At 61.4% G+C, this 13,576-nt stretch carries 9 protein-coding genes and 1 tRNA gene; 7 read left to right on the forward strand and 3 right to left on the reverse strand.

Translation table 11 applies throughout. The annotated features are described in order from the left end of the window. Positions 1–10 precede the first annotated feature (10 nt). Both glgX and bglA read left to right on the forward strand, forming a co-directional pair. On the forward strand, positions 11–2,017 hold the full coding sequence (gene glgX / locus AC0L2Y_RS05320; protein WP_473554373.1) for a glycogen debranching protein GlgX: 2,007 nt from the start codon (positions 11–13) through the stop codon (positions 2,015–2,017). Continuing rightward, complete coding sequence (bglA, locus tag AC0L2Y_RS05325; RefSeq protein ID WP_473554376.1) at positions 2,007–3,635, forward strand: beta-galactosidase BglA; 1,629 nt, start codon at positions 2,007–2,009, stop codon at positions 3,633–3,635. The genes glgX and bglA overlap by 11 nt, the downstream gene beginning before the upstream one ends. 16 nt (positions 3,636–3,651) lie before the next feature. On the opposite strand, the gene AC0L2Y_RS05330 is transcribed toward bglA, so the two are convergent. Both AC0L2Y_RS05330 and AC0L2Y_RS05335 read right to left on the reverse strand, forming a co-directional pair. Next, on the reverse strand, positions 3,652–5,436 hold the full coding sequence (locus tag AC0L2Y_RS05330) for a pilus assembly protein TadG-related protein (protein WP_473554379.1): 1,785 nt from the start codon (positions 5,434–5,436) through the stop codon (positions 3,652–3,654). Position 5,437: 1 nt separating this feature from the next. Then, entirely contained in the window at positions 5,438–5,857 is a 420-nt protein-coding gene (locus AC0L2Y_RS05335) for a TadE family protein (protein ID WP_352566541.1), read from the reverse strand. 441 nt (positions 5,858–6,298) lie between these two features. On the opposite strand from AC0L2Y_RS05335, the gene AC0L2Y_RS05340 reads away from it, so the two are divergent. From AC0L2Y_RS05340 to AC0L2Y_RS05355, 4 genes are all read left to right on the forward strand, one after another. Then, complete coding sequence (locus AC0L2Y_RS05340) at positions 6,299–7,891, forward strand: peptide ABC transporter substrate-binding protein (RefSeq protein WP_473554381.1); 1,593 nt, start codon at positions 6,299–6,301, stop codon at positions 7,889–7,891. A 166-nt stretch (positions 7,892–8,057) separates the two neighbouring features. After that, a complete protein-coding gene (locus tag AC0L2Y_RS05345; protein ID WP_352490801.1) occupies positions 8,058–8,981 on the forward strand; it encodes an ABC transporter permease subunit in 924 nt (307 codons plus the stop codon). Then, complete coding sequence (locus tag AC0L2Y_RS05350; protein ID WP_352490802.1) at positions 8,974–10,092, forward strand: ABC transporter permease; 1,119 nt, start codon at positions 8,974–8,976, stop codon at positions 10,090–10,092. Before AC0L2Y_RS05345 ends, AC0L2Y_RS05350 begins: the two co-directional genes overlap by 8 nt. Before the next feature lies 1 nt (position 10,093). Beyond that, positions 10,094–11,713, forward strand: coding sequence for an ABC transporter ATP-binding protein (locus AC0L2Y_RS05355; RefSeq protein WP_352566509.1), 1,620 nt, complete (start codon positions 10,094–10,096; stop codon positions 11,711–11,713). A gap of 60 nt (positions 11,714–11,773) precedes the next feature. Here the strand turns inward: AC0L2Y_RS05355 and AC0L2Y_RS05360 are convergent. Continuing rightward, a tRNA-Pro gene (locus AC0L2Y_RS05360) sits at positions 11,774–11,850 on the reverse strand. Positions 11,851–12,055: 205 nt separating this feature from the next. Here AC0L2Y_RS05360 and AC0L2Y_RS05365 point away from each other — a divergent pair. Further along, on the forward strand, positions 12,056–13,570 hold the full coding sequence (locus tag AC0L2Y_RS05365) for a phosphomannomutase/phosphoglucomutase (RefSeq protein ID WP_473554385.1): 1,515 nt from the start codon (positions 12,056–12,058) through the stop codon (positions 13,568–13,570). Positions 13,571–13,576 lie beyond the last annotated feature (6 nt).

Here is a 13,576-nt window from a genome sequence, read left to right on the forward strand (position 1 = left end):
GTGAGCGCGCGTGAGCCAACTCGGCGCAACCATCACCAAGGAAGGCATTCGCTTCGCCGCATGGTCCTCGTCGGCTCGGCGCATCTGGATCTCGATTTTCGACGAACACGGCAACTGGGAAGTCGACCGGCTGGAACTCCAGTCGGAAGGCGAGGGCGTCCACGCACTTTTTGTTGCCGGTCTCGGCGCCGGCACCCGATACGGGTTCCGCGCCGATGGCGACTACGCGCCGGAACACGGTCTCTGGTTCGATCCCGACAAGCTGCTGGCCGATCCCTATGCCGTCGAGATCGACAGGTCCTATGCCTATGACGGCCGGCTGGCCGCGCGCCGGGGCGAGGGGGCCGACACGGCGTCGCTGATGCCGAAGGCCATTGCTGGCGTCTTGCCGGAACCCTTGCCTGCTTTGCCGCCTCTATTTCGGCCCGGCGGCCTCATCTACGAGGTGCCGGTACGCGCTTTCACAAAGCTGCATCCGGACATTCCCGAGAAACAACGCGGCACCATTGCAGCGCTCGCTCACCCCCTCGTTGTCGAGCATCTGCGAAAACTCGGCGTCGCAGCCATTGAGTTGATGCCGGTGACTGCATCGATCGACGAACGGCATTTACCGTCCCTCGGGCTGCGCAACGCCTGGGGTTATAATCCCGTGACCTTCATGGCGCTCGATCCGCGACTGGCGCCCGGCGGTCTGGCCGAGTTGCGCGGAACGGTCGCCGCGCTGCGCGAGGCCGGCATCGGCACCATCCTCGACCTGGTGTTCAACCACACCGGCGAAAGCGACCGGCTCGGCCCGACATTGTCGCTGCGCGGGCTCGACAATCGCGCCTATTACCGGCACGAGGCCGACGGCGCTCTGGTCAATGACACCGGAACCGGCAATACGCTCGCCTGCGATCATCCGGTCGTCCGGGAAATGGTCCTCGACACGCTTCGTCACTTTGTGCGCCATGCCGGCGTCGACGGTTTCCGCTTCGATCTGGCGCCCGTTCTGGGTCGCGTCGACGGCGTTTTCGACGCTGATGCGCCGCTGCTGAACGCCATTCGCAAAGATCCTGTTCTTGGCGACCGGGTGCTGATCGTCGAGCCTTGGGATATTGGACCGGATGGCTATCAGCTGGGTAATTTTCCGCCGCACTTCCTCGAATGGAACGACAGATACCGCGACGATATCCGCCGCTTCTGGCGCGGCGACGGCGGCATGATCGGTGCGTTGGCGACGCGGCTTGCCGGTTCGTCCGACGTCTTTGCCAAAGCAGGCCAGACAATGAGCCGCAGCGTCAATTTCATCGCTGCGCATGACGGCATGACGCTGGCCGATATCGTTTCCTATGAGCACAAGCACAACGAGGCCAATGGCGAACAGAACCGCGATGGTCACGACGACAACCTGTCCTGGAACAATAGCGTCGAGGGCGAAACCGGCGACCGGGCGATCGTTACGGTCCGTTTCGATGATCAGCGCGCGCTGCTGGCGACGCTCTTTGCCTCGCGCGGCACGATCATGCTGACGGCCGGCGACGAGTTCGGCCGCACGCAGCGCGGCAACAACAACGCCTACGCGCAGGACAATGACATCACCTGGCTCGACTGGTCCGGGCGCGACCGGGCGCTGGAGCGGCACACGGTTCTGCTCGCCAAGATGCGTCGTGCCGTGCCGGCGCTCTTGGACACAACATTCCTGACCGGAGAATCGCCTGCGGGCTCGGAAATCCCAGACGTAGCCTGGCTGACGGAAACCGGCGTGCCGCTCGACGAGGCCGCCTGGCACGATGCCAGCCGGCACCGGCTGATCATGGTTCTCGGTAGCGGTGAGAACAGTCGCCTTGCAATGGTCATCAATGGCGACCGCCGGGCCTGCATGTTCACGCTGCCGGAACGGACGGGTTTTCTTTGGCGCCCAGCTATCGAACCGGATAGTAGCGGTATCTCACGGCCGGTGCCTGGGCGAACGGTCTTGTTCATGATCGAAAGCAGGACAGCGCGGGCGGGCGCAGGGGAGAGCCATGATGGCTGACAATGCCGAATGGTGGCGCGGCTGCGTCATCTACCAGATCTACCCGCGCTCCTTCCAGGATACGACAGGCGACGGCAGCGGCGATCTCAGCGGCATCACCTCGAGGCTGGCCCATGTCGCATCGCTCGGTGTCGACGCGGTTTGGCTGTCGCCTTTCTTCAAGTCGCCAATGGCCGATATGGGTTACGACGTTTCGGATTACTGCGCCGTCGATCCGATGTTCGGCACATCAGAGGATTTCGACGCGCTGGTTGCCGAGGCACACCGGCTCGGCCTGAAGGTGATTATCGACCAGGTCTTGTCGCATTCTTCGGATCGGCACGAATGGTTTGTCGAAAGCCGCACGAGCCGCGACAACCCCAAGGCCGACTGGTACGTCTGGGCCGATGCGAAGCCCGACGGCACCGCCCCCAACAACTGGCTGTCGCTTTTCGGCGGCCCGGCTTGGGAATGGGACGCAACGCGCAGGCAATATTACCTGCACAATTTCCTCGCCTCGCAGCCGGACTTGAATTTCCACAACCCGCAGGTGCAGGACGCCTTGCTGGAAACGGTGCGGTTCTGGCTCGAGCGCGGCGTCGACGGTTTCCGGCTGGATACGGTCAACTATTACGTCCACGACCGCTGGCTGCGCAGCAACCCGCCTTTGGCGGAAAGCGTCGGCGGCACCAATACGGCAACCAGCCCCTATCTCTATCAGGAGCATCTGTTCGACAAGAGCCAGCCGGAAAACCTTGCTTTCCTCAGGCGCTTCCGGGCGTTGCTTGACGACTATGAAGGCCGTGCCGCAGTCGGCGAGATTGGCGACGAAACCCGTTCGTTGCGGACGCTCGCCGCCTATACCGGCGGTGGCGACAAGCTCCAAATGTCCTACACATTCGACCTGCTCGGCCCGCAATTCTCGGCGGCGCACGTACGTGGCTGTGTCGAGGCGTTCGAGAGTACGGTGTTCGACGGCTGGGTTTGCTGGGCACTCTCCAACCACGATGTCGTGCGCCATGTCAGCCGCTGGACAAGGCCGGGCGGCGAACCGGACAGGGTGGCGAAATTCTCGATCGTGCTGCTTTCCTGCCTACGCGGATCGATCTGCCTCTACCAGGGCGAAGAACTCGGGTTGGAGGAGGCCGAACTGGCGTTCGAGGATTTGCGCGATCCCTTCGGCATCCGCTTCTGGCCGGCAATCAAGGGGCGGGATGGGTGCCGAACGCCGATGGTCTGGGAGGCTGGTGCCGACAATGCCGGCTTTTCGACCGGCAAGCCGTGGCTTCCGGTCCCGGCAAGCCATCGCGCTCGGGCGGTCGACGTCCAGGATGGCGAGCAAACCTCCGTCCTAGCGAGCTACCGGGCGATGCTGACCTTGCGCAAGCAGCATCCGGCGCTGGTTCGAGGCTCGATCCGGTTCCTCGATTCCAACGGCGACGTCCTTGCTTTCATTCGCGAAGGCGGTGACGAAAAGCTGCTCTGTGTCTTCAATTTCGCCGACGAGCCGGCCGGCTGGCACTTGCCACCGGATGTGGAGGCGATAGAGCCGATAGATCTTGGCGGTGCTGCCGGCGTCTTGCAGGAAAGAACTCTGTCGCTGCCGCCGTTGGGCTGCTTCCTCGGCCGGATCGGCTGAGCTCTATTTCATCATCTCATTGAACGAGCACGGAGCGCCCGCAAGTCGCGCCGACAACCCGCACATCGGCCTCGCCGACATGCACGCCGACAGCTGCAAGCACGTTATAGACCAGTTCGTCGACCGGCGCCGTCACGCCGTTCAGAACCGTTACCACCGCCGGCTTCACCGTTCCGAGCAGGGCCGTCACGTCCAGCCCGAGGCCCAGTGCATTGACCGAGAGCGAGAGGCCGCTGACCAGCGATGTCGTGAGCGATTGCGTCAGGTTTTTCGTGGCGACAGTTTTTATCGTCTTGTTGGCGATATCGGTGCTGTCGAACGTCAATGTGGTCGGATCGTTGTTGGTGATGGCAAGCGATGAAGAACCCTTCACATCGAGCAGATTGAGGGTGAGCAGCAGAAGCTTCACGCTTACCTGTGCAATCGTGGCATCGGAGAACGATTGCGGATTGCTGAAATCGGCGAAGGCCGATGGGTTGTTGTCGGCGTCGCTGGCGGCAAGGTGCAGCGAGGCCACGCCAGGCTGCGCGGCGATCGAGACCTTGATGCTATCCGGCCGGCCTGTCGGGCAGCTGATGTCGGTTAGCTTGGCTTCCGCATAGGCGACTTCGACATGCAGAGGCAGGTTGACGGACAGCAGGCTGATGCCGCCGCCGAGATTGGAATTGCCGATGCCGACTGTGGTGACCAGCTTGATGCGCGTCTGCGCGGTGCGCACCACGGTGCCTTTTTCCCCGACGGCCAGCCAGGGTGAGTATTGCATCGGTTCGCCGATGGCGATGGCGAGCGTGGTGGAGGTAAGCCCCGGAATAGTGGCGCCGAGATCGACCTGGACCTGGTTTGAGCCATTGGCCAGCGAGGCGGCGGCACCCAGCATGCCCATCGCGCTTGCGTCGACGGAAAAGCCGGGAGACTTTTGTCCGAGGCCGAGCTTGCCGATCGAGCCAAGGTCGATAAGGTGACTGAGGGGTATCTTGACCGTGTTGGTGGCCCTCGACGCGATCGTCTGCAGCACAAGTTTGCTGGCGCTGCCCGACCCGGACGCATTGGCCATGGCGGTCGCGATCTGGCCTACCGTCGCTTTTGACGCCAGCACGTCGGAATAGCTGACACCTGTCAGTTGCAACTGTACGGCAAGGGCATCGACGAACGAAAGCACGTTTACATCGGCCGAGATCAGCGCGTTGTAGTCCATGACGCTAAGCGAGATGTTGGCGCCCAGCAACTTGCTGAGAAGCGCGTTGAGGATGCCGCCATTGACGCTGAGGAGCCTGGACCCGACCGAGAACATCGCTTGCGGGGTCACGCTGGCAATGGCTTCGGTGCCGACGACCGGAGTAGGGATGAGCGAACTGGCGAAATACCGGGCGGGGATTTTTTTCAGAGTGACGCGAACGGCGTTGTAAGGCGTTTTACCGGCTTCGAAGCGCTTGTCGACGCCAACGGAGGACGCCGCTGAGTATCGGCCGCCGGTGACCGACACGACGGTTTTGCCAACCGTGGGAACGATTGTCTGACCTGGCTTTTGAACAATGATGCCGGGCATTCGGTTGTCACTGAGCGTGGTTACTGCCGCGGCTTCCATATTGTTGATGTTCGACGCCGCGGTGATCGCCGCCAGATCGGTCATCGCCTGGGCTTCCCTGCGCTCCGTGTAGATCGAACCTTCGTCGACAGCAAAGGCCGCCAGCCCCAACGCGAATGGCGCTATCAGCGCCGTCATGACGGCAAAGTTCGCCTTCTTGTCGCCAACCATCGAGCGAGCGATCCCCCCGATGCCCCTCAGCAAGAACTGCGACATTTCAAATGCCTCCAATCCGGATGGTCGACCTGCGTGAGATCGTGGTTTGCGGCATCGCAAGGCTGGGCAACAGGTTCCAGATCGGCAGGTTGCTGGCATCGTACTGGATCGACACGACGAACTGATTTCCGTCGGCCGTGCTGTCCGTCGCCTGGTAGGTCAGCTTGCCGGAATCGACGAACGGGTATCCACTGGCATTGTTTTTGACGAAACTCGCCACCAGCGCCTGGCGCTCGGTCTGATTCAATCCGGCAATTGCGGTGCGGGCGGCATCGGCGGCGATTTGCTGCAAGGAGTTGCTTGCACCAAAATAGATACCGTATGCAACCATTCCGAGCAAAAGAAGGATAAAGATCGGGGAAAGCAGGGCGAACTCGACCGCGGAAGTTCCGGACTCTTCTCCAATTTTGCGTAGATTCATCCGTATTTGGCGCAATATTTTACGCTTCAATGTGACAGTATTACTGTCTATCTTGTTCATTGCCCTTGCCCGTCGGAACCCAAGGTCGATGTGCCGATCCCATCGAAGATTGTAACCCTTGGTTGCCTAAGAACCAATTAATACATTCTGGTAAACTGAAATGATCGGCCAGATTATTTCCCAAATCGGTGTTCTGGCCAGGAAACCCAGTCAAACTCATGGTTCCGACCATTGATTGGCCGCCCGCAAAACGACTGCCCCGGCCCCCTTACTTTGGGTGACCCCGAGAGTCTGTTGAAATAAAAAATCTCCACGTTACTGTTTGGCCACCAGCTGCCGGAAAGGGAACCGGCTGCGCGCTCGAAAGGAACCAACCAATCGGTTTCGGGGCGTCAACACTTAGAGACGTGGCTGAAGGGCGACGTCATTAGGGAGAACTCCATGCTGAAACATGCGCTGAAGGCGACGGTACTCGCCACGACCATGGTCTTGGCCGCCGGTGCGTTCTACACGCCGGCTTTCGCCGAAACCGTCTACAACCGCGGAGCCGCCGCCGAAGCGGAGACGCTCGACCCGCACAAGACCTCGACGGTCTACGAAGCCGATATCATACGCGACCTGTTCCAGGGCCTCGTCATGCATGACCAGAAGACGAATCTCATTCCGGGCGCCGCCGAAAGCTGGACGGTGTCCGACGACGGCACTGTCTACACCTTCAAGCTGCGCAAGGATGGCCTCTGGTCGGATGGCAGCCCGGTAACGGCGGACGACTTCGTTTATTCGTTCCGTCGGCTGGAAGATCCGGCCACCGCAGCCGAATACGCTTCCATGCTTTATCCTGTGAAGGGTGCCGAGGAAGTCAATACCAAGAAGGGCAAGCCGGAGGATATGGGCGTCAAGGCGATTGACGCAAATACCCTCGAAGTCACGCTCAAGGCGCCAACGCCTTACTTCCTGGAGATGCTGACCCATCAGGCGACCTATCCGGTCAACAAGGCGTCTATCGAAAAGCTTGGCGCCGACTGGATCAAGGCAGGCAAGCTGGTCTCCAACGGGGCCTTTACAGCGGCAGAGTGGATTCCCAACGACCATCTGAAGCTGGTTAAGAATCCGAAATTCTGGGACGCCGCCAGCGTCAAGTTCGACGTGGTCAACTACATCCCGACCGAGGATCGCTCGTCGGCGATGAAGCGCTTCGAGGCCGGCGAATTCGACAGTTACGGTGACCTGCCGACCGAACAGCTCGCCGACCTCAGGGCCAAATTCGGCGACCAGGTCCGTGTCGGGCCATATCTCGGCATCTACTATTACGCGATCAAGACCGACAAGGCGCCGTGGGACAATGTCGAACTGCGCAACGCCATCTCGATGGCGATCGATCGCGACTTCCTTGCTGAAAAAGTCTGGCAGAATTCGATGCTGCCCGGCTATTCGATGGTGCCTCCAGGCATCGAGGGCTACACGCCGGCACTGGCCAAATACGCCGACATGTCGCAGATCGACCGCGAGGACGCTGCGAAGAAGATCCTCGAGAAACTCGGCTATACACCCGAGCATCCGTTGAAGATGCAGATCCGCTACAACACCTCGGAAAACCACAAGAACACCGCTGTCGCTATCCAGGAACAGCTGAAGCCGCTTGGCGTCGAGGTCAGCCTGCTCAACACCGACACCAAGACGCACTACTCCTTCCTCGAGCAGAAGGGCGACTATGACGTGGCGCGTGCCGCCTGGATCGCCGATTACAAGGACCCGGAAACTTTCCTCGGCATATCCCGCAAGGCCAGCGGCAATAATTATTCGAGCTACGACAGCCCGAAATTCGAAGCGGCAATGGATAAGGCCGCCGCCGCCGGCGGCAAGCCCGAACAGCGCATGAAGGAACTCGCCGAGGCCGAGCGCATCCTCGTCGACGACGTCGGCGAGATACCGCTTCTCTACTACAGCTACCACGACATCGTTTCCTCGAAGCTGCACGGCTTCGACGACAATGTGATGGACATCCATCCGTCCCGCTTCATCAGCAAGGACTGATCCCTTAGCCAGGCCGCCGCGCAACTCAACGCGCGGCGGCGCCGGTTTGCCATCGCATCGGCCCGGGAACCGGATTCGATTTTCGACAATGTCGGTGCGAAGATTTGAAGGCTAGAGCGCAATCGTCCAGCCGGACGCGCGCTGCTCTGGATCAAGCGGGGCATCGATGCTGCGATTCGTTTTCCGGCGGCTGCTGACCGCCATCCCGACGCTGTTCGTCATCGTGACCATAGCGTTCTTCCTGATACGCGTCGCGCCGGGCGGCCCGTTCAACCAGGAGCGGGGCCTGAGCCCGGAGATCAGAGCCAATCTTGAGGCCCAGTTCGGTCTCAACGACCCGCTCTGGCTGCAGTACCTCCATTATCTAGGCAATCTGCTGCGCGGCAATTTCGGTCCCAGCTACAACATGCCGGATTTCACCGTCGGCGAACTGTTCAGGGAAGGTCTGCCGATCTCGATCCAACTCGGCGCTTCGGCGCTCGTTCTGGCGCTGCTCCTCGGCAGCGTGCTCGGCACTGTTGCCGCGCTCAACCAGAACAAGCTTGCCGACTATTCGGTGATCGCACTGGCGACCGCCGGCAGCACCATACCAACCTTTGTCATCGCCCCGGTAATCCAGCTTGTGTTCGGATTGACCTGGAAGCTGCTGCCGATCGGTGGCTGGGGCGATGGAGCCCTCATCAACAAGGTCGGCCCGGTGCTGACGCTCGCTCTGCCGCAGATCGCCATCGTTGCCCGCCTGATGCGCGGCTCGATGATCGAATCGCTGCACTCGCATCACATCCGCACCGCGCGCGCTCTCGGCCTGTCCGACTGGTCAGTCGTCGTCAAGCATGCACTGCGCGGCGCCATCCTGCCGATCGTCTCCTTCACCGGTCCGGCAGCTGCAGCCCTTCTCACCGGCTCGATCATCGTCGAGACCATCTTCTCTATCCCGGGCATCGGTCGCCATTTCGTCGTTGCCGCGCTCAACCGCGACTACACACTGGTGATGGGAACGGTGGTGGTCATCGCGCTCTTCACCATTGTCTTCAACCTGATCGTCGACGTCCTCTATGGGGTCGTCGATCCGAGGGTGCGCTATGACTGATATCGCAGTTGCCGCACCGGTCGTCGGCCGATCCCTGTGGGGTGACGCCTGGGCGCGCCTCAAGGCCAATCGCGCGGCCATGTTCAGCCTCTATTATCTTGCCTTCATCGCCGTCATCAGCGTGTTTGGGCCCTATTTCGTGCCGCACCAATACACCACCATCTACGCCGACTATGTCCGGACGCCGCCGAGCTTCTCCGCCTATCCGAAGGCCGACATGATCGAAGGCGCTCTCGATGAGGCGATCAGGCGTATGCGCGTCGACATCAAGGAGTGGCGGCAGGAGGGCAGCCGTGTGTTCGTCACCGTCAAATCGTCCAAGCCGATCGACGACCGCAACATTCGCTACCTTGATCGTTCCGATACCTTTGATGACACAAAGATCGAGAGCAAATCGCCGGACGGTCTCGAAATGGTGATGAGTGCCTCGATCAAGCAGCAATATTTCGTGTTCGGCACCGACAATACCGGCCGCGATCTCCTATCCCGAACGCTGATGGCCGGGCGCATATCGCTGGCCATCGGCCTGCTTGCCGGCATCGTGGCCGTGGTCATCGGCGTGCTCTACGGCGCCACCGCCGGCCTTGCCGGCGGCAGGGTCGACGAGGTGATGATGCGTGTCGTCGACGTGCTTTATTCTTTGCCGTTCATCTTCTTCGTCATCATGCTGGTGGTGTTCTTCGGCAGGAACTTCGTGCTGATGTTCCTGGCCGTCGGCGCGGTGCTGTGGCTCGACATGGCGCGCATCGTGCGCGGACAGGCGCTGTCGATCCGCCGGCAGGAATATGTCCAGGCGGCTGAGGCGATGGGCGTCGGCCAGCGCGGCATTCTGCTGCGCCATGTGATCCCCAATTTGCTCGGACCGGTGGTGATCTATATGACGCTGCTGGTGCCGCAGGTCATCATCCTGGAGAGTTTTTTGTCGTTCCTCGGGCTCGGCGTCCAGGAGCCGATGACCAGCTGGGGCGTGCTGATTTCGGTTGGCGCCCAGAACATCGGCTCGGCCAACTGGCTGCTTTTGTTCCCGGCCTTCTTTCTCGTCTCCACGCTGTTCGCGCTGAATTTCGTCGGCGATGGGCTACGCGACGCGCTCGACCCGAAGGATCGTTGAGATGGCTGCTTCCGAAACCATCCTCAGCGTCAAGGACCTTCGCGTCCGCTTCCGCACCCTCGACGGTGTGGTGGAGGCGGTGAAGGGTATCAACATCCACGTCAAATCAGGCGAAACCGTCGCCGTCGTCGGCGAATCCGGTTCCGGCAAGAGCCAGACGATGATGGCGGCGATGAGCCTGCTCGCCTCGAACGGCGAAGCCACCGGCACAGTCGATTATCGCGGCCGTAATCTTTTGACTTTGAGCAAGCCAGAGCTCAACAAGATCCGCGGCCGCAAGATCAGCATGATCTTCCAGGAGCCGATGACGTCGCTCGACCCGCTCTATTCGATTGGCAACCAGCTGATCGAGCCGATCCGCAAGCATCGCGGACTTGGCGCCGCCGCGGCGCGCGAGGAGGCGCTCAAGTTGCTGCGGCTGGTCCATATTCCCGATCCGGAGCGGCGGATGAAATCCTATCCGCACGAGTTGTCGGGCGGCCAGCGCCAGCGCGTCATGATTGCCATGGCGCTGGCCAACGACCCCGACATACTGATCGCCGATGAGCCGACGACCGCGCTCGACGTGACCATCCAGGCGCAGATACTCATGCTGCTCGCCGAACTGCAGCGCAAGCTCGGCATGGCGATCGTCTTCATCACCCACGATCTCGGCATCGTCAGGCGCTTTGCCGATCGGGTCTATGTGATGCGCTATGGCGAGGTGGTCGAGGAGGGCGAGGCGGAAGCGATCTTCGCCAACCCGCAGCACGCCTACACCAAGATGCTACTCGCCGCCGAACCGACCGGCACCAAGGCGCCGCCGCCTCCGAATGCCCCTGTCCTGCTTGAAGGCAGGAACGTCGAGGTGACCTTTAGGATCGGCGGCGGATTTCTTGGCGGCGAGCCGCTGCTGCTGCGCGCCGTCGATCGCATTTCGATACGGCTGAAGCGCAACCAGACGATCGGCATCGTCGGCGAATCCGGCTCGGGAAAATCGACGCTCGGCCGCGCCTTGCTGCGGCTCCTGCCCAGCGACGGCATCATCCGGCTTGGCGACCGCGACATTTCCCACGCCGACCGCCAGGCGATGCGGCCGCTGCGGCGCGAATTGCAGCTGGTTTTCCAGGATCCGTTCGGCTCGCTGTCGCCACGCATGACCGTCGGCCAGATCATCACCGAGGGGCTCTTGGTCCACGAGCCCAATCTGTCGGGCAGGCAGCGCGATCTCCGCGCGGTCGACGCCTTGCTCGAAGTCGGGCTCGACCCGAACACGCGCAACCGCTATCCGCACGAATTCTCCGGCGGCCAGCGGCAGCGCATCGCCATTGCGCGCGCCATGATCCTCAAGCCGAAGGTGGTGGTGCTGGACGAGCCGACCTCGGCGCTGGACCGCTCCGTGCAGAAGCAGATCGTCGAATTGCTGCGCAAGCTGCAGGCCGACCACGAACTGTCCTATCTATTCATCAGCCACGATCTCGCCGTCGTGCGCGCCATGGCCGACTACATCATCGTCATGAAACAGGGCAAGATCGTCGAGGAGGGACCGGCCGAGGCGATTTTCAGCAATCCGCAGGCAACCTACACGCAGACACTGATGGCCGCGGCCATTGATGTGACGCGATTTCGCCTGAGCGCATAGCGCGATTGGTCAGAACTGCGGTTGTTTCGGGAACAAAAACAGCTAAGCCGCTGTTTTTTCTGGTCGGAGTGGCAGGATTTGAACCTGCGACCCCATCGTCCCGAACGATGTGCGCTACCAGGCTGCGCTACACTCCGTGACCAGACCGCGGGCTTATAGCCGCCGCGTTTGGTTACTGCAAGCGCCAATGGCAGCGCTTCTGTCGCATTTCTTTCGCTTTAGCCGCCACGTCATACAGGTTTCAGTTTCCTGTCGCACAAACACGGCTTAAAGGGCTTGTGGGTGACCGTCCACTTGCCTCGAAGCACCTGATTCAGCCGCCTGGAGTTTGCAGCCTTGTCGATGAAGATCGTTAGCGATGTCAGACCAAACACTTTTGAGTTTGAAACCTCGGCGTTGATCAAGCCGTCCGGGTTTCGCGAATATGATGCGCGCTGGTGGTTCGGCCATCCCGGCTCGAACGAAATGCCGGAACTCAATCTGATCGGCGTCCAGGCGCTCGGCATGGGGCTCGGCACGCTGATCCGTCGCCTGGGTGCCGGACCCGACATCGTCACCGGTCACGATTTCCGCTCCTATTCGCTAGCTATAAAGCTGGCGCTGGTTTCCGGGCTGATGGCGGCCGGCGCACGGGTCAAGGATGTCGGGCTGGCCCTGTCGCCGATGGCTTATTTCGCCCAGTTTGCGCTCGACACGCCATCCGTCGCCATGGTCACTGCCTCGCACAACGAGAATGGCTGGACCGGCGTCAAGATGGGCGCGGCGCGCCCGCTGACTTTTGGTCCGGAGGAGATGAGCGCGCTGAAGGCTATCGTGCTCTCAGGCGATTTCGACCTTGTCGGTGGTGGCTCCTATGACTTCGTTGCGGATTTCCGCAAAACCTACCTCGACGATCTGACAGCGGGAAAGCGTATCTCCAGGAAGCTCAAGGTGGTGGCCGCTTGCGGCAACGGCACCGCCGGGGCTTTCGCTCCCGAGGCACTGGAAAGGATCGGCTGCGAGGTGATCCCGCTCGACGTCGAGCTCGATCATACGTTTCCCAATTACAATCCCAACCCCGAAGACATGCAGATGCTGCACGCCATTCGCGACAAGGTGCTGGAAACGGGCGCCGATGTCGGGCTCGGTTTCGACGGCGACGGCGATCGCTGCGGCGTGGTCGACAATGAAGGCAACGAGATCTTCGCCGACAAGGTCGGCGTCATGCTGGCGCGCGACATTTCGCACCTCTATCCCGGCTCGACTTTCGTCGTCGACGTCAAGTCGACCGGATTGTTCATGACTGACAAGGTGTTGCGGGAAAATGGCGCCGTCACCGACTATTGGAAAACCGGTCACTCCTATATCAAGCGGCGCGTCGCCGAACTCGGCGCTGCCGCCGGTTTCGAGAAATCGGGCCATTTCTTCTTCAATCCGCCGATCGGCCGCGGCTATGACGATGGCCTGGTAACGGCCATCGCCATATGCCAGATGCTGGATCGCAGCCCGCAAAGCAGCATGGCCGACCTCTACCGCGATCTGCCGCTGACCTTCGGCACGCCGACCATGTCGCCACACTGCGCCGACGAGCTCAAATACGGCGTCGTCGAGCGCGTCGTTGGCGACTTTCGCAAGATGAAGGACGAGGGCGCGGTCTTCGCCGGCCAGAAGATCGCCGAACTGATCACCGTCAACGGCGTCAGGGTCGTGGCGGAGGATGGTACCTGGGGGTTGGTGCGCGCATCATCGAACAAGCCGGAGCTTGTGGTGGTGGTGGAGAGCCCGGTATCGTCCGAGCGGCGCCGGCAGATGTTCGAAGCCGTCGATGCGGTGCTGCGCCGCAGCTCCGAAGTCGGCGCCTACAATCAGACCTTTTGAGCACGA

This window comes from Mesorhizobium sp. WSM4830, from assembly GCF_055811495.1.